Below are 26,010 nucleotides of genomic sequence, written 5' to 3'. Positions count from 1 at the left end.
GAGCGACCAGATGGCCATGGCCTAGGCCTGTCCGACGATTCCCGGTCGCCACCGCCGCTCGGCACCTGAGGGCGGGCCCCGCACCGCGGGACCCGCCCTCAGGTGTACGCAGGCGCCGCCGGCGCGCCCGTGCGCCGCACCCCACCGTTCACCTGCGCGTCGGCCCGCGTTCCGCTGGGGAAAGCGTGCACAGTGCCCAACCTCACAAAGCTACCGATGATCTTCGTACAACCATTCCTGATACGCCAGTTCGAGTCCGCGGTGTGATGATCCTGTTATTTATGTCCTCCTAATGTGAAGGGATCGCGTCACTGACACCGGGCGAACACAGCAGCGGGGGTGCGCGCTGCGCATGAGAGGACCCCGCCCTGTCCACGGACGTACCGGCGCGCTCGCACCGCACGAGACGGCGCGCCGACATGCCTCTGCTCGGCGGGGTCAGGCCCCCGCTCGCGGCCCTGCTGTGCCTGCTGCTCGCGGTCGCCGCCGTCACCCTCGTCGGCATCGGCCGCGCCGGGCACGGCGACGCGTCAAGGCCGGCGGGCGAGGCCGAGCGCGCCGTCGCCCGCGACGCCGCCGCCGATCTGCACGCCTCCGTCACGGCCCACGCCGACGCCCTCAGGGAGAGCGCCTCCGCGTTCACCGCCACGGCCGCCGAGGGCACGGCACCCGCCGCCGCGCTCAAGTCCCTCGTACCGCCGGACACCTCGGGCCGCGGCGCCGCCCTCCTCGACAGCGGCAGCGGCAGGCTGCTGGCCGGCAGCGGCGAGTCGCTGCCGCTCTCCGCCGTGCACGCCGCACAGGCCAGGCCGGGCGGACGCGCCCTCGCTCCCACGCTCGTCCCCGACGCCGGGGCCGGACCTCGCCTGCTCTACTTCGCCCGGGTCACCGTGCCGGGCTCCGGCCCGCGCATCCGCTGGCTGCTCGCCGTGTCCGAGACGGTGCAGGTGCCGAAGGTGCACGGCGACGGCCGCAGCGTCCGGCTCCTGCTGCCCGGCGGGCGCCCCCTCGCCTCCTCCGGCAGCGCGGACCTGCCGCAGGCAGCGCCCTCGCCCGCCCCGAGCCCCAGCTCCACCGGCATCCAGCGGCGCGTCCCGCTGCCCGCCGACACCGCGGCGCCGCTGCCGGCGACCGACGCCGGCCTGACCGCGCGGGCCGCGGCGGCGGCCGCCGCACCCGGCGCCGCCGACGCGGGCAGCCTGCTCGGCGCGGACTCCGACGGCCGCAGGACCGTGGCGGGCTGGGCCGCCGTCGGCACCGACGCGGACGCGCGCGACCTGCCGATGACCGTCTTCACCTACCGCACCGCGCGCTCCGGCGCCGCGGCCGCCGCCCACAGCGTGTTCGCCGCCGAGGCCGCGGGCGCCCTCGTGGTGCTGGCACTCCTGGTGTGGCTGGTGCTGTGGCTGACCGTGCAGCGCCCGCTGCTGCGCCTCCACCTCTCCGCCACCCGCCTCGCCTCGGCCACCGCGGCCGGCCGGCGGGACCCGCGCGGCGAGCTCGGCAGGCCCGTGCCGGTGCCGCGGTTCGGCGAGCCCGCCAGGATCGGGCGCGCGCTGGAGTCCCTGCGCCGCCAGGCCCAGCACGGCGAGGCGCCACCCGCGCCGCTGCCCGGCGGCACCGGCCGCGGTCCCGGCCTGCGGGCGCTCGTCGTGGTCTGCGCCGCCGTGCTCGCCGCCTGGTCGCTGCCGCTGCTGTTCCTCCTCAACCAGGTCGACGCGGCGAGCGCCGTGCCGGAGGACCAGGTACTCACCCAGCAGAGCCGCACCCAGTCGGCCGCCGACCGCACCCGTGCCTCGCTGGAACAGGCCACCCTCGAACTCGGTTCCGTGGCGCCGCGGGTCGGCGCGGGCTCCACGGCCCAGCGGCGCGCCGCCCTCCGCTCCTTCCTCCGCCACCACGGGCGCTTCCGCTCCGTCTACCTCGTGGACGGAGCCGGCCGCGCCCACGAGCACGAGGGCGCCGCGCCGCTGCGCACCGTGCACTCGGCGCCCTCGGGCACCGGCATCCTGAGCGTCAGCTCCACTGGTCGCGTCCCCGCCGTCGCCGCGCACGTGCCGGTGACCGTCGTCTCAGGCGGCAAGCAGACCCCGACCACCGAGCAGGTGTACGGCGAGATCGACGAGAGCCGCCTCGCCGACCGGCTGAAGCGCCCAGGGCTCGGCGACACCTATCTGGTCGACGGCGCGCACCGGGTACTCGCCGCCAGCGTCGGCTTCACCGCGTATCAGCAGCTCCCCGGCCAGGGGCTGACCGCGCTCACCGCGGACACGGCCGCCGGGGACGCGAAGCACCGCCACCCGGAGTCCGGGGTCGTCGGCGGCGGCCGCCGCGGCCTGGCCGCGCACGCCGCGGTCGCCGCGGCGGTGCCGCTGGCCGCGACGGGCCCCACGCAGGCACTCGACTGGCAGGTCGTGGCCGCCGAGCCCGCGCAGGCGCTGCCGCTTGCCGCGTACGAGACCCAGTGGTTCACGATGCTCGCCGGGCTGCTCGGCCTCACGGTGTCCCTCGCCTGCCTCGGCTGGCTGCACGTGGTCGTCGTTCGCCCGACCAGGTCGCTCGCCGTGCTCGCGGTCAACCTCGCGGAGGGCGACCGCCGCACGGTCCTCTACCCCGTCCACCACGACGAGGTCGGCTCCGTGACCCGCGGCTTCGAGCTGCTGCGCCAGGCCCTCACCCGCGAGGGCAGGCGCCCGGCCGCCGGCAGCACCGCCCCCGCCGCACCGCGGCCGCCCGCGGACCCCTTCGCCTCCGTGGGCCACGGCGTCCCCACCCGGGTCACCTGGGGGACCCCGGCGCAGTACGGCGAGGCCGGCGCGCCCGGCTCGGCCCACCACCCCGCGCCCCGGATCTAGCAAGAAGGACGACGTTGCTCTACCTCTACTGCGTGCTGCTGCTCAGCTGCGGCGCCCTGCTCGTCGCGGGGATCGTCGAACAGCGGCGCCACTATGCCTCGTTGGAGCAGATACCCGTGCGGGTGCTGGTCAACGGCATCCGCGGCAAGAGCTCCATCACCCGCCTGTGCGCGGGTGCGCTGCGCGGCGGTGACCTCGTGACCGTCGCCAAGACCACGGGCACGGCCGCCCGCTTCATCCACCCGGACGCCACGGAGGAGCCCGTCTTCCGCAAGTTCGGCCTGGCCAACGTGGTCGAGCAGATCGGCATCGTGCGGCGGGCGGCGACCTACCGCCCCGACGCGCTGGTGATCGAGTGCATGGCGGTGATGCCTGCGCTCCAAGAGATCAACCAGGAGAAGCTGATCCGCTCCACCATCGGCGTGCTGTGCAACGTGCGCGAGGACCACCTCGCGGAGATGGGGCCGACCCTGGACGACGTCGCGCGGTCGCTGTCCCGCTCGATGCCGGTCGGCGGCATCTGCGTGACCGCGGAGCGCGACCGGCTGCACATCCTCCAGGAGGAGGCCGAGGCGCGGAACTGCCGCCTGATCGCCGTCGACCCGGAGACGGTCAGCGACGCGGAGCTGCGCGGGTTCAGCTGGTTCACCTTCAAGGAGAACGTCGCCATCGCCCTGGCCGTCGCCGAACTCCTCGGCATCGACCGGGGGACGGCCCTCAAGGGCATGTACGACGCGCCGCCCGACCCCGGTGTGCTGTCCGTGGAGCGCTACCGCACCCAGGACGGCAAGCGGCTCAGGTTCGCCAACGTCTTCGCGGCCAACGACCCCGAGTCGACACTGATGAACGTCGAGCAGCTGGAGGACCTCGGCGCCATCGAGCGGCCGCTGAACGTCGTCATCAACTGCCGCCCCGACCGCGTCGAGCGCAACGGGCAGATGGGCGAGATCGTGCCGCGGCTCGCGCCCGACGCGGTCTTCCTCATCGGCCACCCCACCAAGAGCGCCAAGGACGCGATCCCCGCCGACTTCGCGGGGCGCGTCGTCGACCTCGGCGGCGACCGGCGCGACGCGGGCGAGCTGACCCGGGACATCCTCGCGGAACTCGGCGCCCGCTCCTCCCTGATCGCCATCGGCAACATCCACGGCCAGGGCGAGCTGTTCCTCGAACACCTCGCGGAGCTCCCGCTCGACGACGAGCAGGACGGCTGGGACGCCGCGGCCGGGCACGCCCCCGCCGCAGACCCGATGGAGGACGCGGGCACCGTGCCGCTCGCCGTCGCCCCGCCGCCCGAGCCCGAACCGTACAGCTGGGTCGCGGGACTTGAGAGCACCGGCGCCCAACGCGCGCTGACCGCACGGCACATCGCCGCGCTCCGGGCCCAACAGGCCCACGACCGTGCCGCGTACGCGGACGGCCCGGCCACGCACGCCGTGCGCGTGCCGAGCTCCCGCGAGGAGGCGGCGCGGGGCGCCGCCCGCAGGGCCGCCACCGCACACGCACCGCACGGGCCTGGCCCGTGGCCGCACGGCCACAGGCCGTACGGCCAGGAGCCGGCCACCGGCCCGTACGGCGCGGGGCCCGTGCCGGGCGGCCCGTACAGCGGAGAGCCTGCGGCCACCGGGCCGCACGGGCCGGGCCCGGCCGGCGCCGCACCGTACCCGTACCCGTACGACCAGGGACGACGACCCGACCAGGACCACCCGGGCCGAGAGCGACCGGACCAGGACAGCCCAGGCCAGGACCGCTCCGCGCAGGGCGCGTTCGGGCGCAGCGCCTTCGAGCAGGCCCCCTCCGGGCCGCGCCCCTTCGACCAGAGCGGCTTCGACCAGAACCGCCTCGACCAGAACCAGCCGAGGAACCCCGAGTGATCCCCGCCGATGTCACGCCCACCGTCGCCGTCCTCGGGATCGCTCTCGGGCTGGTCTTCTCCCTGGTCTGCTACCTCACGACCAACCTCTCCCCCGGCGGCATGATCACCCCGGGCTGGCTCGCCGTCAGCCTGGTCACCAGCCTTGAGCGGTCCGGCCTGATGCTCGGCGTCACCCTGCTCACCTGGGGCCTCACCAAGGTGTTGCAGCGCAACGTGATCCTGTACGGCAAGCGGCTGTTCGCCGCGGTCGTGCTGTGCGCCGTGCTGCTCCAGTGCACCCTGATGATCCTGCTGCACGAGGAGTTCCCGCTCCTCTACACGACGCAGACCCTCGGCTTCATCGTGCCGGGCCTGATCGCCTACCAGCTGGTGCGGCAGCCCGTCGCCGCCACCGCCATCTCCACCAGCGCCGTGACCCTGGCCACCTATGTCGTCCTCGCGGTCGGCCTGCTTCTCGGCGTCATGCCCACGACCTGAACCGCAGTTCCCCGAGGAGGTCTTGCGATGGACCCCGTACAGCACGAGCCCCCGCGCACCCGGCGGGCCGGCGGCCACCGCTCCCAGGGCCGCGGGCCCACCGGGGTGAGCAGGCGCGGCCTGCTCGCCGCGGCGGCCGGTGTCGCCGTGCTCGGCGCGGGCGGCGGCTACCTGTGGACCCGCGAGCGCGCCGCCGCCCCGGACCCGGCGGCGGGCGGCGTGCGCCCGGTGGCGGGCACGTCGCCCGCGGCCGCCGCGGGCAGCGCCACCTTCGAGCGGCTGAGCGGCCCCCCGCGCACGGTGGCGCGCTCCGCGGCGGGCGACGTGATCGCCACCTTCACCGACGGGGCGCGCAGCGCCGTGCTGACCGGCGCGAGCAGGACCTGGCGCGAGCCGCGCACCACGAGCGCCGCCGTGACGAGCGACGCGCACGTGCGGCTGATGCCCGGCGCGTGGAGCGCGGGCAAGGAGAAGACCGCCTGGTTCAAGGGGTGGTTCCCGAAGACGCTCGCGTCGGCCGAGCCCGACATCCTCGACACGGCCTTCCAGTACGGCGACGGGGCACCCACCAGGCGCACCGCCAAGGGCCTGCGCTACGCGGGGGACGCGCAGTTCGGCCCGGTCGTGCCGGGCGAGTCCGAGCAGTCCTTCCACTACCACGACGAGAAGTCGGACTTCTACGACTACCTGGGCATCCCGTGGACGTTCGCCGACGGCACCCGCGCGCAGCCCGAGTCCGCGCGCCTCGGCGACGTCGACTGCTCGGGCTTCATGCGTCTCGTGTGGGGCTACCGCGCGGGCTTCCCGCTGCACGACACCAACACGGCGGGCGTCGGCCTGCCGCGCCGCGCCTTCGCGATCGCCGCCTACGCGCCCGGGGTCCTGCTGATCCCCGACACCCAGCGGCGCCCCACCGACATCTCGCTGCTGCAACCCGGTGACCTGGTCTTCTTCGCGATCAACATCGGCAAGCCCATCGCCATCGACCACTGCGGGCTGTACCTCGGCCTCGACGACGCGGGCCACTCGCGCTTCCTGTCGAGCAGGTCCCAGGCGAACGGCCCCACCATGGGCGACCTGGCGGGCCGCGCCACCCTCGACGGCGGCGGCTTCTACGCGGAGGGGCTGCGCGTGGCCCGCAGGCTCTGAGGTGTCGCGGGCCTCGGTGTGCGGCCCGCACACTCGTCGCGGGCCTCAGCCCGCGGCCCGTACGCGCGCCGCGGCGAGGGGGCGGTGTGCCGCAGTCGAGGCCCTGGAGGAGTTGACGCTCCAGCGGTAGCCGGCGAAGCCGCCCGCCGCGTCCGCGTAGAGGACCATGTGGCCGAAGCCCGCGCCGGTGTGCCTGTGCACGTGCGAGACGCTGTCCCGGTCCCCTCGGTAGGTCAGGCGGGTGTCCGGATACCTCTCGTACAGCGCGCGCGTGCCGCGCTCGGGGTCGCCGTGCGGGGAGTCCGTGCAGTCCACGACCTCGAAGACGTGCCCGACCGCGTCCCTGCCGACCTGCTCGTCCACGGGCGACGCGAGGACGCCGCGGGCCGCGCGGACCATCACGATGTGCCCCGAGTACCAGAGCCCGGCGTCCCGGTAGTCGATCGCGACCAGGTCACCGGGGCGCAGCGCCTTCGGCCCTGCCACCCGCTCGAAGTAAGGGGCGCCCGCGCCTGCGGCGAAGCCCGCGCGGAACTCGGCCGCGTTGGGGAACCGCTTGCGGGTGTCGCGCAGGCCGCGCCCGGAGAAGAACCGGTCGCGGAAGAACGCCCCGGTGGCCCAGCCGCCGTCCGTGCCGGGGCCGTAGGCGTGCTCCAGCACCAGCGCCTGGAACGAGCCGCACTGGGCCAGCACCTCAGGCCGGCCCTCCCACTGGACCCGGGTCACCCGGCCGTCGTCCTCGTGCACCTTCTTGTACGCGTTGCGGCCCGCGTCCCAGCCGATGCCGAGCAGTGAATCCACCAGGCCGACCGCGGCCGTCAGATGCGGCGGTGCTCCCGTCATGTGCGGCGCACCCGACCCCTTCGCGTCATCGCGGCGGCCGGGCCCCGAGCAGGCGGCAGCGGCCCCGGCCGCGAGCACGGCGGCGGCACCCGCCATCAGCCGCCTGCGCGAGACGGGCCCCACTGCGCTGCGCCCGGCCACGTCCGCCCCCGCTCATACCGTCATGAACTCCCATGAAATCCCATGAACTCCACGGCCGGCCCGGAAGTCTACCGGCCGGGCCCCCGCCTGCCCCGCCCACCAGGTGAGACGGCCGCACAGGGCGGCGTGGGCGGGGTTCCTCCCGCGTAGACTCCGTCCGTGGCAAAGGTGACGCGGGACGATGTGGCACGGCTTGCGGGGACGTCGACCGCGGTGGTCAGCTACGTCATCAACAACGGACCCCGGCCGGTCGCCCCGGCCACCCGCGAGCGGGTGCTCGCCGCCATCAAGGAGCTGGGGTACCGGCCCGACCGGGTCGCCCAGGCCATGGCCTCCCGGCGTACGGACCTCATAGGGATGATCGTCCCCGACGCGCGCCAGCCGTTCTTCGGCGAGATGGCGCACGCGGTGGAGCAGGCCGCGGCCGAGCGCGGGAAGATGGTGCTCGTCGGCAACTCCGACTACCGCGGCGAGCGCGAGGTCCACTACCTGCGGGCGTTCCTCGGCATGCGGGTCTCGGGGCTCATCCTCGTCGCCCAGGGCCCGAGCGAGGGCGCGGCGGCCGAGATCGACGCGTGGGACGCCCGCGTGGTGCTGCTGCACGAGCGGCCCGAGTCCATCGACGACGTCGCCGTCGTCACCGACGACGTCGGCGGCGCACAGCTCGCCACCAGGCACCTGCTGGAGCACGGCCACGCGTACGTCGCCTGCCTGGGCGGCGTGGAGACGACCCCGTCCGTGGGCGACCCGGTCGCCGACCACGTCGAGGGGTGGCGGCGGGCCATGCTGGAGTCCGGCAGGTCCACCGAGGGGCGCCTGTTCGAGGCGCCGTACAACCGCTACGACGCGTACGGGCTCGCGCTGGAACTGCTCTCGGGCCCGAACCGGCCGCCCGCCGTCTTCTGCTCGACGGACGACCAGGCGATCGGGCTGCTGCGCGCGGCGCGCGAGCTGCGGATCGACGTGCCGGGCGAGCTCGCGGTCGCCGGGTTCGACGACGTCAAGGAGGCGGCGCTGACGGATCCGCCGCTGACGACGGTCTCCTCCGACCGGCCCGCGATGGCGAGGGCCGCAGTCGACCTGGTGCTCGACGACGGGCTGCGGATCGCGGGGCGCCGCGACGGGGGCACGGGCCGGGTGCGGCAGTTCCCGTCCGCGCTGATCGTCCGCCGCTCCTGCGGCTGCTCCTAGCGTCTCTGCGTCTCTCGGCGTCCGGCCGGACCGGACCGGAGAGCCACCCGCCAGGCCGACGGCTTGCGTCCACGGCGGTCCGGGCGCTCCCGCCCTGTTCATGGGGTGTTTCGGGTGGGTTCGGGGGACTCCGTACGGCGGCCGCGGGCGCTTCCTTATATCGGGCATACGCACTTCTGTCGGGCTTCTCACAGCGCCCTCATAGTCTTTTCATGTCACGGTCGGAAAGTCATAGCCATGACGAACTTCTTCGGGCACCGCGACAGCCAGCACAGCGACGACCAGTCCTTCGGCGAGCAGCCTGAGCAGGCGCAGCAGCAGCCTCACCAGGCCCCGCAGCAGCCGTACGCGTCATTCTCGGAGCGCTCGGAGCGCCCGGAGCGCTCCGAGGGATCCGGGCGCTCCGAGGCCGGGACGCCCGCCTCGCCCTACGCCGCCCCGGCGGAACCCGCGTACGGCGGCTCCTCCTCCGGCGGCTTCCCCCCGCCGCCCGCCTACGCGCCGGGCCAGGACGGCGGCGACGGCGGGCACCACGGACACGGCGCCGGCCGCCGCAGGGCCCGCGGCCCGGTCGCGCTGGTCGCCGCGGTCGCGCTCGCGGCCGCGGTGGTCGGCGGCGGCGTGGCGACCGTGCTCACCAAGAACGCCGACAGCAACCCCAACGCCAGCACCACGGTCGGCGTCAGCGGCACCACTGTCTCGCAGAGCAGCAAGGGCACGGTGGCGGGCGTCGCGCAGGCCGTGACCCCGGCCATCGTGGAGATCACCGCGGACTCGCAGGGCGGCGAGTCGATCGGCTCGGGCGTCGTCATCACCTCGGACGGCCAGGTCCTCACCAACAACCACGTCGTGTCGGGCGCCTCGCAGGTCAAGGTGAAGCTGAGCACAGGCAAGACCTACACCGCGAGCGTCCTCGGCACCGACCCGGACAAGGACCTCGCCCTCATCAAGCTGCAGGGCGCGAGCGGGCTGAAGACCGCGGGCCTCGGCGACTCGGACTCCGTGCACGTCGGCGACCAGGTGGTCGCGATCGGCTCCCCGCAGGGCCTCCAGTCCACCGTCACCAGCGGCATCATCTCCGCGCTCGACCGCGACGTCACCGTCCCGAAGGAGGACGGCGACAGCCAGAGCCAGAGCCAGGGGCAGAGCGAGGGCCAGAGCGGCGGCGGCCTGTTCGGCGGCGGGTCGGGCAGCGGCGGCAGCGACAACTGGCCCTTCGAGTTCGGCGGGCAGCAGTTCAACGGCGACACCGGCAGCCAGACCACCACCTACAAGGCGTTCCAGACAGACGCGTCCCTCAACCCGGGCAACTCGGGCGGCGCGCTGATCGACATGAACGGCGACGTCATCGGCATCAACTCGGCCATGTACGCGCCCTCCTCGGGCGGCAGCACGAGCGGCGACTCCAGCTCGGCCGGCAGCGTCGGGCTCGGCTTCGCCATCCCCGTCAACACGGTCAAGGCCGACCTGGCGTCGCTGCGCGACGGCGGCAGCTCCGGAAACTGACGTCAACGGCCCCGCACCAGAGAGGACGGACCCCGTGGCGCACTCCGTTACCTTCGGATACGACGTCGAGGGAGTCGACGGCACCGAGGGCAGGGACGGAAGAGGGAGCAGCGACATGAGTTCCGCCGAGGCGGAGACCCAGCGGATTCTGATCGTGGACGACGAACCCGCGGTGCGCGAGGCGCTCCGGCGCAGCCTCACCTTCGACGGGTACGGCACCGAGGTCGCCGTCGACGGCTTCGACGCCCTGGCCAAGGCCGAGGCGTACGCCCCCGACCTGATCGTGCTGGACATCCAGATGCCCCGCATGGACGGCCTGACGGCGGCCCGCAGGCTCAGGAACGGCGGCTCCAGGGTGCCGATCCTGATGCTCACCGCCCGCGACACGGTCGGCGACCGGGTCACGGGGCTCGACGCGGGCGCGGACGACTACCTGGTCAAGCCGTTCGAGCTGGACGAGCTGTTCGCCCGCATCCGCGCCCTGCTGCGCCGCAGCTCCTACCTGGCGTCCGCGTCCGGCGCCACGGCCGTGCCCGAGGACGACGTGCTGTCCTTCGCCGACCTCAGGATGGACCTGACCACCCGCGAGGTGACCCGCGGCGAGCGCCGCGTCGAGCTGACGCGCACCGAGTTCACCCTGCTGGAGATGTTCCTCGCGCACCCGCGCCAGGTGCTCACCCGCGAGCAGATCCTCAAGGCCGTGTGGGGCTTCGACTTCGAGCCGAGCTCCAACTCCCTCGACGTCTACGTGATGTACCTGCGCCGCAAGACCGAGGGCGGCGGCGAGCCGCGCCTCGTCCACACGGTGCGCGGCGTCGGCTACGTCCTGCGCACGGACAACCCCGGCGGCGGCGCATGACGGACCCCTCCCGCGACCGCCGGGACGGCACGTACGGCTCGACGGGGCAGGTCGAGGAGAACGCCGAGGACACGGACGGCACGGACGGCACGGAAGGCACGGCGGACGCGCACGGCGCGGACGACACCGAGGGGGTCGGCGGCCCGCACGGCGAGCGGCACGAGCCGGCGGCGGCGCGGCCGGCCCGCGGCCGCACGACCCTCGCGATCCGCCTCACCGCGCCCGTACGCCGCTTCGGCGCGCTGCCGATCCGCTCGCGGATGGCGCTGCTCGTGGCCGCGGCGGTCGCGATCGCGGTGGCCGTCGTCGCCGTCGCGAGCTGGCTGCTCACCCGCAGCCAGCTGCGCAACGAGCTCGACAACTCACTGCGCAACAGCACTGCCCCCAGCAGCCAGATCTCCAGCGCCATCGACACCTGCAACCAGGGCAGCAGCTCGCACTCCGACTCCGGCACGGACTCCACAGGACGCGGCACCGCGCCGTCCGGCTCCGAGCAGGCCTTCGCGTACTTCCAGGTGGTGTTCGACGACGGCTCCCGCTGCGTGGCCGTGGGCTCGCAGCCGGTGAAGGTGCAGGCCGAGGACGTGACCGTGGCCCGGCAGAACACGCCGGAGTCGCCGGTGCACACCAGCACGACGGACAGCGGCCAGCAGGTCCAGGTCCACACCCGGCTCCAGTCGATCCGCTACGGGCCGCCCGGCAGCCCGCTGCGGGTGGTGGCCGTGAGCATCTCCCGGCCCGTCGACGAGATCCAGACCTCGCTGAACCGGCTCGCGCTGCTGCTCACCGTCGTCGCGGGGATCGGCGTGCTGGGCGCTGGCGCTGCCGGCCTGTGGATCGCGCGGACCGGGCTGCGGCCCGTCGACGGGCTCACCAGGGCCGTCGAGCACGTGGCGCGCACCGAGGACCTCAGCGTCCGCATCCCCGTCGACGGGGAGGACGAGATCGCCCGGCTCTCGCGGTCGTTCAACTCGATGACCGCCGCGCTCGCCTCGTCCCGCGACCGGCAGTCGCAGCTGATCGCCGACGCGGGCCACGAGCTGCGCACGCCGCTGACCTCGCTGCGCACCAACATCGAGCTGCTGGCCCGCAGCGAGGAGACAGGAAGGGCCATCCCCGCCGACGACCGCAGGGCGCTGATGGCGTCCGTCACGGCGCAGATGTCGGAGCTCGCCGCGCTCATCGGCGACCTCCAGGAGCTGTCGCGGCCCGACGCGCTCGCGCCCGGCCAGGTGCGGGTGGTCGCGCTGCACGAGGTCGTGGAGCAGGCGCTGCGCCGCGCCCGGCTGCGCGGCCCCGACCTCGCCATCGACGCGACGACCTCCGACTGGTACGTACGGGCCGAGCCGGCGACCCTGGAGCGCGCCGTCGTCAACGTCCTCGACAACGCGGTGAAGTTCAGCCCGCCCGGCGGCAGTGTGGCCGTGCGGCTCGACGGCGCGGGCGTGCTGACCGTGCGGGACCACGGGCCCGGCATCCCGCCCGAGGACCTTCCGCACGTCTTCGAGCGCTTCTGGCGCTCGCCCTCCGCCCGCTCCCTGCCGGGTTCCGGGCTCGGGCTCGCGATCGTCGCCCGTACGCTCCAGCAGGCCGGCGGCGAGATCACGCTCGAACCCGCCGACGGCGGCGGCACCGTCGCGCGCATCCGGCTGCCGGGGGCGCCGACCCCGCCGCCCGACGTCCCGCCCGACGTGTCCGGCGGCACCCCGGGCGACGGGTGGGGCGGGGAGGGCGCCGTACCCTCGTCGCATGACTGACGCAGCAGCTCGCGAGCCCGCGCGGCGGGTCCAGACCTTCGACGCGCTCACGGACGACCAGGCAGCGGCCGTGCTGGGCCTGCTCGCCGACACGGCGGCCTCCGACGGCCTCCAGGCCGTCTCCGAGCAGGGCAGGCTCCAGCTCCGCGGCGGCGCGCGCCCAGGGGTGCGGCACTTCCTGCTCTCGGTCGGCGACACCGTCGTCGGGTACGCGCAGCTGGACGGCGGCGACCCGGTGGAGGCGCCCTCCGCCGAGCTGCTCGTGCACCCGTCGTGGCGCGGCCGCGGCCACGGCAGGGCCCTCGGTGACGCGCTGCTCGCCGCGTCCGGGCGGCGCCTGCGGGTCTGGGCGCACGGCGGCAAGCCCGCGGCCCGCCACCTGGCGCAGGTGCTCGGCCTCAGCCTCTTCCGCGAGCTGCGCCAGCTGCGGCGGCCGCTCGCCCCGCTCGACATCCAGGAACCCGCGCTGCCCGCGGGCGTCGCGATCCGCACGTACGTGCCCGGCGCGGACGACGCGGCCTGGCTCGCGCTCAACGCGGCGGCCTTCGCGCACCACCCCGAGCAGGGCGGCATGACGCAGCGCGACCTGGACGACCGCATGGCCGAGCCGTGGTTCGACCCGAAGGGCTTCTTCCTCGCGGAGCGCGCGGGCGAGCTGCTCGGCTTCCACTGGACCAAGGTCCACGCGCAGGAGCAGCTCGGCGAGGTCTACGTGGTGGGCATCAGCCCCGCCGCCCAGGGCGGCGGCCTCGGCAAGGCCCTCACCGCGATCGGCCTGCGCCACCTGGCCGCGGAGGGCCTGCCCACGGCGATGCTCTACGTGGACGGCGACAACACACCGGCCCTCCGCGTCTACGAAGGCCTCGGCTTCACCACCTACGAAACCGACCTCATGTACCGCACAGAACTCTGAGCGCCGGGGGCGCGCCCGCTGTGGCCCGGGCGCGGCGGACCGGCACCGCGGCGCGCGCCCCATGCGGGCGCTGCCGCCCCCTGGGGGTAGCGGCTCGCTTTCCTTCACGTCATCTCCTCGTCACCGGTCATTCAGCGGCCCTTGCGACCCTCGCGGAATGCAGCCCGCTGTGCCCCCCACCCAGAACGGCAGGAACCCCTTCTCCCCCGCTCGCTCCAACGCGCCCGACGCCCCCTCCGCGCGGAAGAATGGGGACATGAGCCAGCAGCCCGCCGAGGTACCGGTCCAGCAGTCCACGCCCGCGCGCCCCCAGGGGCCCGCGACCCAGCCCTCCGTCGGATTCCTCGCGGCGCACCGGCCGAGCACGGTCGCGGGCACCGTCTCCGACCTGGAGCCCGACCTCGACTCCGACCTCGACACCTACGAGGAGAGCGGCGTCCCCGAGGGCGCCGAGCAGCTCCCGCAGGGACGGTTCCTCGACCGGGAGCGCAGCTGGCTCGCGTTCAACGAGCGGGTGCTCGAACTCGCCGAGGACCCCGCGACCCCGCTGCTCGAGCGCGCGAACTTCCTCGCGATCTTCGCCTCCAACCTCGACGAGTTCTTCATGGTCCGCGTCGCGGGCCTCAAGCGCCGCATCGCGACCGGCGTGGCCACCAGGTCGGCCTCCGGGCTCCAGCCGCGCGAGGTGCTCGACCTGATCTGGACCCGCTCGCGGGAGCTCATGGCCCGGCACGCGGCCTGCTACCAGCAGGACATCGCGCCCGCCCTCGGCGACGAGGGCATCCACATCGTGCGCTGGCCGGAGCTGACGGAGAAGGAGCAGGCCCGCCTGTTCACCCTCTTCCGGCAGCAGATCTTCCCCGTCCTGACCCCGCTCGCCGTGGATCCCGCGCACCCCTTCCCTTACATCTCGGGGCTCTCCCTGAACCTCGCCGTCGTGGTGCGCAACCCCGTCAGCGGCCACCGCCACTTCGCCCGCGTCAAGGTCCCGCCGCTGCTCTCGCGGTTCCTCGAGGCGTCCCCGCAGCGGTACGTGCCGCTGGAGGACGTCATAGCCGCGCACCTGGAGGAGCTGTTCCCCGGCATGGAGGTGCTCGCGCACCACATGTTCCGGGTGACGCGCAACGAGGACCTGGAGGTCGAGGAGGACGACACCGAGAACCTCCTCAAGGCGCTGGAGAAGGAGCTCATGCGGCGCCGCTTCGGCCCGCCGGTGCGCCTGGAGGTCGAGGAGTCCATCGACCCGTACGTGCTCGACCTGCTGGTGCGCGAGCTGAAGGTGTCCGACGCCGAGGTGTACCCGCTGCCGGGGCCGCTCGACCTGACGGCGCTGTTCGGCGTGGCGTCGCTGGAGCGGCCCGAGCTGAAGTACCCCCGGTTCATCGCGGGCATCCACCGCGACCTCTCGGAGGTGGAGTCCGCGTCGGCGCCTGACATCTTCGCCGCGCTGCGCGAGCGCGACGTGCTGCTGCACCACCCGTACGACTCGTTCTCCACGTCCGTGCAGGCGTTCCTCGAACAGGCGGCGGCCGACCCCGACGTCCTCGCGATCAAGCAGACGCTGTACCGCACGTCCGGGGACTCCCCCATCGTGGACGCGCTGATCGACGCGGCCGAGTCGGGCAAGCAGGTCCTCGTCCTGGTCGAGATCAAGGCGCGCTTCGACGAGCAGGCCAACATCAAGTGGGCCCGCAAGCTGGAGGAGGCGGGCTGCCATGTCGTCTACGGCCTGGTCGGACTGAAGACCCACTGCAAGCTCTCCCTGGTCGTGCGGCAGGAGGGCGACACCCTGCGCCGCTACAGCCACGTCGGCACCGGCAACTACCACCCGAAGACCGCGCGGCTCTACGAGGACCTCGGCCTGCTCACCGCCGACCCGCAGGTGGGCGCCGACCTGTCCGACCTGTTCAACCGGCTCTCCGGCTACTCGCGCCGCGAGACCTACCGCAGGCTGCTGGTCGCGCCGAAGTCCCTGCGGGACGGCCTGGTCTCCCGGATCAACAAGGAGGCGGCACACCACCGCGCGGGCCGGCCCGCCTACGTGAAGATCAAGGTCAACTCGATGGTGGACGAGGCCGTGATCGACGCCCTGTACCGGGCCGCGCAGGCCGGGGTGCCCGTCGACATCTGGGTGCGCGGCATCTGCGCGATCCGGCCGGGCGTCCAGGGTCTCTCGGAGAACATCCGCGTGCGCTCCATACTCGGCCGCTTCCTCGAACACTCCCGCGTCTTCGCGTTCTGCAACGGCGGCGAGCCCGAGGTGTGGCTCGGCAGCGCCGACATGATGCACCGCAACCTCGACCGCCGCATAGAGGCCCTCGTACGGGTCACCGACCCGGCGCACCGCGCCGCGCTGACCCGGCTCCTGGAGACCGGCATGTCCGACCGGACCTCCTCCTGGCACCTCGGCCCCGACGGCGAGTGGACGCGGCGCTCCACGGACGCGGAGGGGCTGCCCCTGCGGCACGTACAAGAAATGCTCATTGACGCCCGGAGGCGCCGGCGTGCAGCACCATGAAGTCGAGACCGACCAGCTGACGGCGGCCGCGGGGGAGGTGCTCTCCCGGTACCTGCACTCCCGGGCCGGCGACTTCCTGCGCAGCCTGCGGCTGTACGGCGAGAGCGGCTCCGACACCGCGGCGGCCGAGCAGGCGGCCCGTGCCCTGCGCGGCTCGGCGCGCAGGATCAGCGGCACCCTGTACACCTACCGCGGCATGTTCGAGCCGGGGTGGGCCGACCACCTGCGGGCCGAGCTTGCGTGGCTCTCCGGGACGCTCGCGCAGGAGCACGCCTGCACGGCCCGCCTGCACCGGCTGGTCGCGGCGCTCGCCAGGCTCTCCGGCGTCGGCACCGCAGCGGGCGCGGTCGACGGGGCCTCGCCCGGCGCGGCCGAGGCCGCCGTCCCCGCGGGAGCGGCTGCGCGGTCCTGTGCGGTGCCGACCGCCCGCGCGGCGAACGGCGCGCTCCCCGACGCCGGGGCCCCGCCGCCCGGCGCGCTCACGGTCGGCGCCTCCCGGGCCGGCGCCCTGCTCGACCGGCAGCTGACCCTCGCGCGCACCCGCGCACACTCCGCCGCGCTCCAGGCCCTCGGCTCCTCGCGCTTCCACGCCGTCGCCGACGCGGTCGCCGTGCTCGCCTCCGAGGTACCGCTCGCGCCGCCCGCGGCGACGGCGGCGCCCGACGCGCTCGGCGCGCCGGGCGAGCGCGCCAGGCTCCAGCTGCTCGACGCGGTCGCCGCGCTGCCGCTGGCGCGCGCCGCCCACCCGTACAACGCGGAGGCCCTGGTCCACGGCCTGTCCACGGCGTCGGAAGGCGAGGCGCAGGACGCGCCGTGGCACCAGGTGCGGCAGCTGCTGCGGCTGCACCGCTACGCCGAGGAGGTGTGGTGCGCAGGCGGCGCGCCCGACCCGCTGCTCGCCGACGCGGGGTGCGCCCTCGACCGGCACCGCGACGCTGCGGAGGCGTCGGCCGCCGCCGCGAACGCGGCCCGCACCCCGCGGATCGCCCCGGCGACGGCGTACGCGCTGGGCGTGCTCCACGCCGACCAGCGCCTGGAGGTCGAGGCGGCGCGCTTCGCCTTCCAGCGGCTGTGGCAGCAGTCCGCCGCGGCCCGCTGAGGCGGTTTCCTGTCCCGGCGCGGATGGGCCCCGGGCCCGCGGGGCATACGGTCCAGCGGTGTGCGGCCCGCGACGCGACGTGAACGGCGGTGACCATGACGGCAGCGGATCCCGGGCGGCCTGACGGCGCGGTGCTCGCCGCCGGCTGCGTCCTGTGGCGGCGCGCGGGCGGCACCGTGGAGATCTGCCTCGTGCACCGGCCGAAGTACGACGACTGGTCGCATCCGAAGGGCAAGCTCAAGCCGGGTGAGAGCGCGCTCGCGGGGGCGCTGCGCGAGGTGCTTGAGGAGACCGGCCACTACTGCGTGCCGGGGCAGCCCCTGGGCACGGTGCGCTACGAGGCCGAGGGGCGGCCCAAGTCCGTCACGTACTGGGCGGCGGAGGAGAGCGGCGGCACGTTCACCCCCCACAGCGAGGTCGACCGCGTCCTGTGGCTGCCGCTCGCCGCCGCGCGCGAGCGCCTGACCCACCCGCGCGACCGCGCACTCCTCGACCGCATCGCCCCCGGCTCCGCCTGACCGCGCCGGCGCCTCCGCGGGGAGCGAAAGCGCGCCTGAATCGACACCTCCGCGACAGCCGAACCGACACCTGCGGGCGCTAGACGCCGGGGCCGAACCAGGCCGTCCCCCACGGTTCACCCCTCGTTCATTTCCCCCCGCAGACGGCTTCACCTCATCTGCCTAATTTCGGGCTTACCAGGTAACGCGCCACACGGCGCGTGACCGGCTCACCCGACGCACGCCGCCATCGCGTTCCGAGACGAACGGCGGCTCCTGGAAGGAAACACCCGAAGTGAAGCTTCTGCGCAAGAACGGGCTGCGTGCCACCGCGCTCGGTGCCCTCGCCGTGTCAGGCGCCCTGGTTCTCACGGCGTGCGGCTCGGACGACAACAGCAGCGGCAGCAGCGCGAGCGCGAGCGCCTCAGGCCCCGCGGGCGCGTCCCAGGCCGCCGGTTCCGTCGACTGCGGCAAGGGCTCGGGCAACCTGCTGGCCTCCGGCTCCACGGCCCAGCAGAACGCCATGGACCAGTGGGTCAAGAACTTCATGCAGTCCTGCTCCGGCACCCAGATCAACTACAAGGGCATCGGCTCCGGCGCGGGCGTGCAGCAGTTCCTCCAGGGCCAGACGGCGTTCGCGGGCTCCGACTCGCCGCTCAAGCCCGAGCAGATCACCCAGTCCAAGAAGGTCTGCTCCGGCGGCCAGGCCATCGACCTGCCCATGGTCGGCGGCCCGATCTCGGTGATCTACAACGTCCCCGGCGTCGACAACCTCACGCTGGACGCGCCGACCCTGGCGAAGATCTTCAACTCGAAGATCACCAAGTGGAACGACCCGGCCATCGCCAAGCTGAACCCGGGCGCCAAGCTGCCCGCCACGGCGATCCAGCCCTTCCACCGCTCGGACGACTCCGGCACGACGGACAACTTCACCAAGTACCTGATCGCCGCCGCCAAGAGCGACTGGCCCTTCTCCGGCGGCCAGACCTGGCAGGCCAAGGGCGGCCAGTCCGCGCAGGGCTCCGCCAACGTCGCCTCGCAGGTCAAGCAGACCGCGGGCGCCATCGGCTACGCCGAGCTCTCGTACGCCAACTCCAACCAGCTCCCGACGGTCCAGCTGAACACCGGCGCCTCCGCCCCGGTCAAGGTCAGCGCCGACTCCGCGTCGAAGGCCATCGCGGACGCGAAGGTCGTCGGCACGGGCGGCGACCTCGCCCTCCAGCTCAACTACACCACCAAGGCCGAGGGCGCCTGGCCCATCACGCTGGTGACCAACGAGATCCTCTGCGACAAGGGCAACAAGGCGGCGACGCTCGACGCCACGAAGTCCTTCCTGAACTACATCGCGAGCGACGACGCCCAGAAGCAGATCACCTCGCTGGGCTACGCGCCGCTGCCGGACAACATCGCCACGCAGGTCCGTACCGCGATCGGTTCGCTCTCCTGACCCGCGGGGCCGCCCGCCCCGCCCGCTGATCCATGTACGGCAGGTCCCGCGTGGCTCCCAGCCCCGCGGGGCCTGCGTACATCCGGTGCACCGCCGCCGGGGGAGCACCGCTCCCCCACCCAGACCGGAGACACATCCATGGACACAACCCAGACGGCCGACGCGCCGCCACCAAGCCCGCCCGCCCCGCAGGACGGGGCGGAAAGCGGCGTCGAGAAGCGCCCCGCGCTCCGCCTCGGCGACCGGATCTTCCTCGGCTTCTCCGGGGGCTCCGGCATCCTGCTGCTCGTGGTGATGGCCGCCATCGCCGGCTTCCTCACCTACCGCGCGGTCAACGCGATCTCGCAGGACCACGGCAACTTCTTCACGACCTTCGAGTGGAACGCCGACAGCACCCCGCCGGTCTTCGGCATCGCGGTCCTCGCCTTCGGCACGGTCGTCAGCTCGATCATCGCCATGGCGATCGCCGTGCCGGTCTCCCTCGGCATCGCGCTGTTCATCACGCACTACGCGCACCGCAGGGTCGCCACGCCGCTCGCCTACCTCGTGGACCTGCTCGCGGCCGTGCCCAGCATCGTCTACGGCCTGTGGGGCGCGCTGTTCCTCGTGCCGCACATGAACGGCCTCGACCTCTGGCTCGACAAGTACTTCGGCTGGACGTACCTCTTCGACCAGTCCTCGCCGGGATCCGCCGCGCGCTCGCTGTTCACGGTGTCGATCCTGCTCGCGATCATGATCGTGCCGATCATCACCAACGTGAGCCGCGAGGTCTTCCGGCAGGCGCCGCGCATGCACCAGGAGGCGGCGCTCGCCCTCGGCGCGACGCGCTGGGAGGTCATCCGCCTCTCCGTGCTGCCGTTCGCGCGCTCCGGCGTGATCAGCGCCTCGATGCTCGGACTCGGCCGCGCGCTCGGCGAGACGATGGCCGTCGCGACGGTCCTGTCGTCCTCCTCGGTGCTCTCGCTCCACCTGCTCGACCCGCAGGGCGGCACGTTCGCCCAGAACATCGCCGCGCACTTCGGCGAGGCGACCGACTTCGGCAGGGACGCGCTGATCGCGGGCGGCCTCGTGCTGTTCGTCATCACGCTGATCGTCAACGGCGCGGCCCGCCTGATCATCGCGCGCCGCAAGGAGTACTCGGGGGTCGACGCATGAGCCACACCGTGAACGACCTCGACACCGCACGGGCCGCGGCGCCCGGCTCGCCGCTGGCCCGCAACCGGCTCCCCCGCTGGACGCCGCTCGCCCTCGCCGTCGCGGCGGTCCTCGTCGGCTGCGGCATCGGCGCCGGCGCCGGTCTGAGCAGCCACATCCAGTGGGGCCTGATCGCGCTCGTGCTGTTCATCGCCTCGAACTACGTCGTCACTCGGATCGCGGACGGCCGGCGGCAGGCCAAGGACCGGGTGGCGACCAGCCTCGTCTACGCCTGCTTCATCCTGGCGGTCGTCCCGCTGGTCTCCCTGGTCGAGACGACCGTCGCGAAGGGCGCGAAGGTGCTCGACGGCACCTTCCTCAGCCACTCGATGAGCGGTGTCCTCGGCACCGAGCCGGGCGGCGGCGTCTACCACGCGATCATCGGCACGCTCGAACAGGTCGGCATCGCCACCGTCATCGCCGTGCCGATCGGCGTCTTCACCGCGATCTACCTGGTCGAGTACGGCAAGGGCTCCCTGGCAAGGGCCATCACGTTCTTCGTCGACGTCATGACGGGCATCCCGTCCATCGTCGCCGGCCTGTTCATCCTGTCCTTCTGGATCCTCATCCTGGGCTTCGGCTTCTCCGGCTTCGCCGGGTCGCTGGCCCTGACGATCCTGATGATGCCGATCGTCGTGCGCTCCACCGAGGAGATGCTCAAGCTCGTCCCGAACGAGCTGCGCGAGGCGTCGTACGCCCTCGGCGTGCCCAAGTGGCGCACGATCACCAGCATCGTCATCCCGACGTCCATCGGCGGCATCATCACCGGCATCGTGCTGGCCGTCGCCCGTATCGCGGGCGAGACCGCGCCGGTGCTACTGCTGGTCTTCGGCAGCCAGGTGATCAACAACGATCCGTTCAACGGCCCGCAGTCGTCGCTGCCCTTCTACATCTACGAGCAGTACAACCTGGGCAACACCGCGAGCTACGACCGCGCCTGGGCCGCGGCCCTCGTGCTGATCATCCTCGTGATGATCCTGAACCTGATCGCCCGCGGCATCGCCCGCTGGAAGGCCCCGAAGACGTCCGGTCGCTGACGCGGCCACCCGAAACCAGGATTGAGAGCAGTACCCATGGCCAAGCGCATCGACGTCAGCGGACTGAGCGCCTTCTACGGCGGCTTCCGTGCGATCGACGACATCTCGATGACCGTGGAACCCCGTACGGTGACGGCCTTCATCGGCCCGTCCGGCTGCGGCAAGTCCACCTTCCTGCGCACCCTGAACCGGATGCACGAGGTCACCCCCGGTGGCCGCGTGGAGGGCAAGGTCCTCCTCGACGACGAGAACCTGTACGGCTCAGGGGTCGACCCGGTCTCCGTGCGCCGCACGGTCGGCATGGTCTTCCAGCGGCCGAACCCGTTCCCGACGATGTCCATCTACGACAACGTCGCCGCGGGCCTGCGGCTCAACGGCCGCACCCGCAAGTCGGAGCTCGACGGGATCGTCGAGAAGTCCCTGACAGGCGCGAACCTCTGGAACGAGGTCAAGGACCGGCTGAACAAGCCGGGCGCGGGGCTCTCCGGCGGCCAGCAGCAGCGCCTGTGCATCGCCCGCGCGATCGCGGTCGAGCCCGATGTCCTGCTGATGGACGAGCCGTGCTCGGCGCTCGACCCGATATCGACGCTCGCGATCGAGGATCTGATCGGGGAGCTCAAGGAGCGCTTCACGATCGTCATCGTGACGCACAACATGCAGCAGGCGGCGCGCGTCTCCGACCGTACGGCCTTCTTCAACCTCGCGGCGGTCGGCCGGCCGGGCAAGCTCATCGAGATCGACGAGACCGAGCGCATCTTCTCCAACCCGTCCGTCCAGGCCACGGAGGACTACATCTCCGGCCGCTTCGGGTAACCCCGGCCGGACCGAGACGTTCCGCGGTGCTGCATGGCGGTGCCACCGCAGAACGAAGGGCCCGCCCTCCTCGGAGGGCGGGCCCGTACCGCGTCCCCGCGCGGCCGCCGGGAGCCGAGGGCCGCAGCGGCCTCAGCGGCCCGGGCGGGCAGGCCCGGGCGCCTCAGCCGAAGATCGCCTCGATGATCCAGTACACGATCGCCGCCACGGCGCCCGCCGCAGGCATGGTGATGAACCAGCCGATCACGATGTTCCTGCCGACGCCCCAGCGCACCGCGTTGACCCGCTTGGTCGCGCCCACGCCCATGATCGCCGAGGTGATCACATGGGTGGTGGAGACCGGCGCCTGGAAGATGTACGAGGTCACGTAGAGGATGGAGGCGCCGGTCGTCTCCGCCGCGAAGCCCTGCGGCGGATCGAGCTCGATGATCTTCCGGCCCAGCGTCCGCATGATGCGCCAGCCGCCCGCGTACGTGCCGAGCGAGAGCATCAGCGCGCAGACGATCTTCACCCACACGGGGATGGAGGCCGTGGAGTCCTCCTCGCCCGCGATGACCAGCGCGAGCACCACCACGCCCATGGTCTTCTGCGCGTCCTGGAGGCCGTGCCCGAGCGCCATGCCCGCCGCCGACACGGTCTGCGCGATCCGGAAGCCGCGCTTGGCCTTGTGCGGGTTGGACCGGCGGAACAGCCACAGGATCGCCAGCATCACCAGATAGCCGACGATCAGCCCCACCACGGGCGAGAGGAACATCGGGACGACGACCTTCTCGACCACCCCCGACCAGATCACCGCGCTGCCGCCGGCCAGTGCCGCGCCCACGAGGCCGCCGAACAGCGCGTGCGACGAGGACGACGGCAGCCCGAGCCGCCAGGTCGCCACGTTCCACACGACCGCGCCCGCGAGCGCGGCGAAGAGGATGCCCATCCCCTTGTCGCCGTGGGGCGTGCCGATCAGGCCCTTGCTGACGGTCTCGGCGACGCCCTGCCCGAGGAAGGCGCCTGCCAGGTTCATCACCGCCGCCATCGCGAGGGCGGCGCGCGGGGTGAGCGCGCGGGTCGACACGGAGGTGGCGATCGCGTTCGCGGAGTCGTGGAAGCCGTTGGTGTAGGTGAATCCGAGCGCGACACCGATGGTCACGATCAGCGCGAGGGTGTCCACGAAGCTCAGGACTCCTTGACCGCGATGGTCTCCACCGTGTTCGCGACGTGCTCGAACGCGTCGGCGGCCTCCTCAAGCACATCGACGATCTGCTTGAGCTTGAGCACCTCCATCGCGTCGTACTTGCCGTTGAAGAGGTGGGCGAGCAGCTTGCGGTGGATCTGGTCGGCCTGGTTCTCCAGCCGGTTGATCTCGATCCAGTACTCGGTGAGGTTGCTCATCGTCCGCAGGTGCGGCATGGCCTCGGCCGTCAGGTCCGCGGCCCTGCTGAGGACCTCGATCTGCTGCTCGACGCCCCGCGGCAGCTCCTCGATGTTGTAGAGGACGACCAGGTCGACCGCCTCTTCCATGAAGTCCATGATGTCGTCGAGGGACGACGCCAGGTTGTAGATGTCCTCACGGTCGAAGGGCGTGATGAACGAGGAGTTCAGCTGGTGGAAGATCGCGTGGGTCGCGTCGTCCCCCGCGTGCTCCGCGGCCCTCATCCGCTCCGCGATCTCGGCTTTCGCGGAGGAGTCCGCACCGAGGAGTTCCATCAGGAGCTTGGAGCCGGTGACGATGTTGTCCGCCGACGCGGCGAACATGTCGTAGAAGCTCGTCTCCCTGGGGGTCAGACGAAAACGCACCTGGAGTCCTCGGGGTTACATGGAATTCGGTCAGGCCGATGCTAGATGAGCGGGATGCCAGTGTCGCTCATCCGGGACGGCCGCCCTGAAGGACCCCCTGCCCGAAGCTCCCCGTAGAGGTACCATATACCCGCAGGGGGTATACCTCGCTACTCGCACGAACCGGACACCGGCGGTCTCCCGCGGACCGCCGCGCGGCTGACCACGGAGGACGCCATGACGACCACGGACGCGGCCGGCGCGACCGGCGAACCGCCCTCCGCCGCGCCGCCCCCCGGCCCGCACCACGGCCACCAGGTGTACGGCTACCACAAGCAGAAGGACGAGCACCTCAAGCGGCTGCGCAGGATCGAAGGCCAGATCAGGGGCCTCCAGCGGCTCGTCGACGAGGACGTCTACTGCATCGACATCCTCACGCAGGTCTCCGCCTCCACCAAGGCGCTGCAGTCCTTCGCGCTCCAGCTCCTCGAGGAGCACCTGCGGCACTGCGTCGCCGACGCGGCCGTCAAGGGCGGCGCGGAGATCGACGAGAAGGTGGAGGAGGCCAAGCAGGCCATCGCGCGGCTGCTGCGCACCTGAGGCCCGCGCGCGCGGATCACCCGCCGCCGGGCGCGGCAAACGCGTCCGGCGCGTGAGATATCCGACCCTCGCGCGCCGACGCCCACGCTCCGGGCCGTGACCGGTTCTCGACGGTACGGAGCCGGGGCGTCACTCCCAGTCCCGCACCGGCTGCCGGAGCCTCGCGGCCCGCTCGGCCGCCGTCCTCAGCACCTCGTCGATCCGGTCGGGGCTGAGCCGGTCCCCGTCGGCGGCCGACGCCGCGATCATCAACTCTCCGCACAACTCGATCTCGACGAGGGCCACGTGGTCCTGAACGATCGGCGTACGCAACGGAGCCACGTGCATCACCTCTCTCGGTCGGTGTCGGCCTCCTAGCGTACGGAGGGCGACACGCACCGCGCATGGCACTTCCGGACCATTTGGCGCCCATCTTTCCGAGCGGCCCGGCCGCCGGGGCCGACCGCGGGGAACGGCCGCGGGCGTCAGTCCCTGACGCGCCCCGCGTAGATGTCGGCCGCGGGCGGCAGCCGCACAAGGACCCGCGCGCCGAAGCCGTAGAGCACGGTGGTCGAGGCGACCGTGACCGGCCTGCCCTGGTTGAGATAGGTGAAGCGCTGCCTGACCTTGCGCAGCCTGCCCTCGCCGTCCACGTACGCGTCGAACGGCACCGCCGCGGAGCCGAACCCCTTCCCCCGCACCGCGGCGGCCAGCGCGCCCCGCGCGTACGGCGCGGCGCCCCTCGCGGCCGCGCCGAGGTCCGCCACGCCCCGGTAGTGCCGCACCGAGGTGCCCGCGAGGTCCTCCGTGCCGGCGAAGGACACCTTCCCCGCCGAGCCGAGCAGCTCCGCGGCGGTCAGCGGGTCCGTCGCCCCGCCGGTGACGAGGTTCCCGTCCGCGAGCGTCGCCGAGTCGATCCGCACCCACTTGCCCGCGGGCACCCCGGCGCCCCTGTTCTTCATGTAGAGCAGCGCGGGCGAGAGCAGCTCCGTGATCGGCCGGTGCTCGGGCGAGCCCGTCGGGTCCTTCGGCAGTGTGACCGTGAGGCTGCCGATCCTGCGCCTGAAGTCGTACCCGCCCTCGCCGCGGATCGTGACCCGGGTGCCGCCCGCCGCCATCTCCATCGACGTGACCGCGCGGGCGCTGCCCGCGGCGACCAGCGTGCCCGCCGCGCCCCGCACGGCCGCGGCGCCGCCGTCCGCGCCGTCCGCCGCCGCGCCGCCCGAGGCGCCGCAGCCGCAGGCCGACGCCGCGATCCCGGCCATCACCGCGAGCGCGAGGGCGGCGCGCCTGCCGCCGTGCCCGCGCCGCGCCCGTCCGCGGTCCCGCTGCCGCTCCACCATCGCCTGCCAACCCCCGTGCGCCGAACCCCCTGACGGTCCGGATAACGACGCCGCGCGCCGACCGGTCACGGCGTACCGCCCGGGCGGCCCATGTCCCCTGCGGGTCCCGCGCGTCGGCCGGGGACCGCCCGGGGACCGCACGCCCGGGCCGC

22 protein-coding genes are annotated in these 26,010 nt (G+C 73.2%); 17 read left to right on the top strand and 5 right to left on the bottom strand.

Translation table 11 applies throughout. The features are described 5' to 3' along the window. The first annotated feature begins 419 nt into the window (after positions 1–419). From AB0910_RS25130 to AB0910_RS25115, 4 genes are read left to right on the top strand one after another with little or no spacing between them, the layout of a single operon-like run. Positions 420–2,855, top strand: coding sequence for a HAMP domain-containing protein (locus tag AB0910_RS25130; protein WP_366746899.1), 2,436 nt, complete (start codon positions 420–422; stop codon positions 2,853–2,855). 14 nt (positions 2,856–2,869) lie between these two features. Then, complete coding sequence (gene pgsB, locus AB0910_RS25125) at positions 2,870–4,726, top strand: poly-gamma-glutamate synthase PgsB (protein WP_366746898.1); 1,857 nt, start codon at positions 2,870–2,872, stop codon at positions 4,724–4,726. After that, positions 4,723–5,205 carry a poly-gamma-glutamate biosynthesis protein PgsC/CapC gene (locus tag AB0910_RS25120; RefSeq protein ID WP_366746897.1) on the top strand — a complete coding sequence of 161 codons (483 nt, stop codon included), beginning with the start codon at positions 4,723–4,725 and terminating at the stop codon, positions 5,203–5,205. Before pgsB ends, AB0910_RS25120 begins: the two co-directional genes overlap by 4 nt. Positions 5,206–5,232: 27 nt before the next feature. Further along, a complete protein-coding gene (locus AB0910_RS25115) occupies positions 5,233–6,354 on the top strand; it encodes an NlpC/P60 family protein (protein WP_366746896.1) in 1,122 nt (373 codons plus the stop codon). Positions 6,355–6,399: 45 nt separating this feature from the next. Here AB0910_RS25115 and AB0910_RS25110 read toward each other — a convergent pair whose 3' ends face one another. Then, positions 6,400–7,338 (bottom strand): hypothetical protein, encoded by a 939-nt coding sequence (locus AB0910_RS25110; RefSeq protein WP_366746895.1) that lies wholly within the window; start codon positions 7,336–7,338, stop codon positions 6,400–6,402. Positions 7,339–7,497: 159 nt separating this feature from the next. On the opposite strand from AB0910_RS25110, the gene AB0910_RS25105 reads away from it, so the two are divergent. The 12 genes from AB0910_RS25105 (at position 7,498) to pstB (ending at position 22,169) form a co-directional block, all read left to right on the top strand. Beyond that, the gene (locus AB0910_RS25105; protein ID WP_366746894.1) at positions 7,498–8,529 is read left to right on the top strand and encodes a LacI family DNA-binding transcriptional regulator; all 1,032 of its coding nucleotides are present in this window, start codon (positions 7,498–7,500) and stop codon (positions 8,527–8,529) included. A 237-nt stretch (positions 8,530–8,766) separates the two neighbouring features. Further along, the gene (locus AB0910_RS25100) at positions 8,767–10,035 is read left to right on the top strand and encodes a trypsin-like peptidase domain-containing protein (RefSeq protein ID WP_366746893.1); all 1,269 of its coding nucleotides are present in this window, start codon (positions 8,767–8,769) and stop codon (positions 10,033–10,035) included. Between the two features lie 115 nt (positions 10,036–10,150). Beyond that, a complete protein-coding gene (locus AB0910_RS25095) occupies positions 10,151–10,894 on the top strand; it encodes a response regulator transcription factor (RefSeq protein ID WP_366746938.1) in 744 nt (247 codons plus the stop codon). 260 nt (positions 10,895–11,154) lie between these two features. Continuing rightward, entirely contained in the window at positions 11,155–12,651 is a 1,497-nt protein-coding gene (locus AB0910_RS25090; protein ID WP_366746937.1) for a HAMP domain-containing sensor histidine kinase, read from the top strand. Beyond that, positions 12,644–13,564 (top strand): mycothiol synthase, encoded by a 921-nt coding sequence (mshD, locus tag AB0910_RS25085; RefSeq protein ID WP_366746892.1) that lies wholly within the window; start codon positions 12,644–12,646, stop codon positions 13,562–13,564. Before AB0910_RS25090 ends, mshD begins: the two co-directional genes overlap by 8 nt. 256 nt (positions 13,565–13,820) lie before the next feature. Continuing rightward, positions 13,821–16,082 (top strand): RNA degradosome polyphosphate kinase, encoded by a 2,262-nt coding sequence (locus AB0910_RS25080; RefSeq protein ID WP_366746891.1) that lies wholly within the window; start codon positions 13,821–13,823, stop codon positions 16,080–16,082. After that, the gene (locus AB0910_RS25075) at positions 16,069–17,181 is read left to right on the top strand and encodes a CHAD domain-containing protein (RefSeq protein ID WP_366746890.1); all 1,113 of its coding nucleotides are present in this window, start codon (positions 16,069–16,071) and stop codon (positions 17,179–17,181) included. Before AB0910_RS25080 ends, AB0910_RS25075 begins: the two co-directional genes overlap by 14 nt. A gap of 95 nt (positions 17,182–17,276) precedes the next feature. Next, positions 17,277–17,699 (top strand): NUDIX hydrolase, encoded by a 423-nt coding sequence (locus AB0910_RS25070; protein ID WP_366746889.1) that lies wholly within the window; start codon positions 17,277–17,279, stop codon positions 17,697–17,699. A 274-nt stretch (positions 17,700–17,973) separates the two neighbouring features. Then, positions 17,974–19,125: a phosphate ABC transporter substrate-binding protein PstS gene (pstS, locus tag AB0910_RS25065; protein WP_366746888.1), complete on the top strand. Its 1,152-nt coding sequence runs from the start codon at positions 17,974–17,976 to the stop codon at positions 19,123–19,125. 138 nt (positions 19,126–19,263) lie between these two features. Further along, positions 19,264–20,280 carry a phosphate ABC transporter permease subunit PstC gene (gene pstC, locus AB0910_RS25060; protein ID WP_366746887.1) on the top strand — a complete coding sequence of 339 codons (1,017 nt, stop codon included), beginning with the start codon at positions 19,264–19,266 and terminating at the stop codon, positions 20,278–20,280. Beyond that, positions 20,277–21,356: a phosphate ABC transporter permease PstA gene (gene pstA / locus AB0910_RS25055; protein WP_366746886.1), complete on the top strand. Its 1,080-nt coding sequence runs from the start codon at positions 20,277–20,279 to the stop codon at positions 21,354–21,356. The genes pstC and pstA overlap by 4 nt, the downstream gene beginning before the upstream one ends. 36 nt (positions 21,357–21,392) lie before the next feature. Then, positions 21,393–22,169: a phosphate ABC transporter ATP-binding protein PstB gene (gene pstB, locus AB0910_RS25050; protein ID WP_366746885.1), complete on the top strand. Its 777-nt coding sequence runs from the start codon at positions 21,393–21,395 to the stop codon at positions 22,167–22,169. A gap of 163 nt (positions 22,170–22,332) precedes the next feature. Here the strand turns inward: pstB and AB0910_RS25045 are convergent, their stop codons facing one another. Both AB0910_RS25045 and AB0910_RS25040 read right to left on the bottom strand, forming a co-directional pair. Continuing rightward, the gene (locus AB0910_RS25045; protein ID WP_366746884.1) at positions 22,333–23,331 is read right to left on the bottom strand and encodes an inorganic phosphate transporter; all 999 of its coding nucleotides are present in this window, start codon (positions 23,329–23,331) and stop codon (positions 22,333–22,335) included. Positions 23,332–23,336: 5 nt separating this feature from the next. After that, a complete protein-coding gene (locus AB0910_RS25040) occupies positions 23,337–23,957 on the bottom strand; it encodes a DUF47 family protein (protein ID WP_366746883.1) in 621 nt (206 codons plus the stop codon). Between the two features lie 216 nt (positions 23,958–24,173). Between AB0910_RS25040 and AB0910_RS25035 the strand changes: the two genes are divergently transcribed. Beyond that, on the top strand, positions 24,174–24,536 hold the full coding sequence (locus AB0910_RS25035; RefSeq protein WP_366746882.1) for a metal-sensitive transcriptional regulator: 363 nt from the start codon (positions 24,174–24,176) through the stop codon (positions 24,534–24,536). 129 nt (positions 24,537–24,665) lie between these two features. On the opposite strand, the gene AB0910_RS25030 is transcribed toward AB0910_RS25035, so the two are convergent. Next, complete coding sequence (locus tag AB0910_RS25030; protein ID WP_366746881.1) at positions 24,666–24,863, bottom strand: hypothetical protein; 198 nt, start codon at positions 24,861–24,863, stop codon at positions 24,666–24,668. A 137-nt stretch (positions 24,864–25,000) separates the two neighbouring features. Beyond that, positions 25,001–25,858, bottom strand: a complete 858-nt coding sequence (locus AB0910_RS25025) for a hypothetical protein (RefSeq protein ID WP_366746880.1) — start codon at positions 25,856–25,858, stop codon at positions 25,001–25,003. Positions 25,859–26,010 lie beyond the last annotated feature (152 nt).

It is taken from the genome of Streptomyces sp. NPDC047002, assembly GCF_040704505.1.
Classification (GTDB): domain Bacteria; phylum Actinomycetota; class Actinomycetes; order Streptomycetales; family Streptomycetaceae; genus Streptomyces.
Note: the sequence above shows the minus strand (reverse complement) of the source record. Positions and strands in the feature narration are given on the sequence as shown.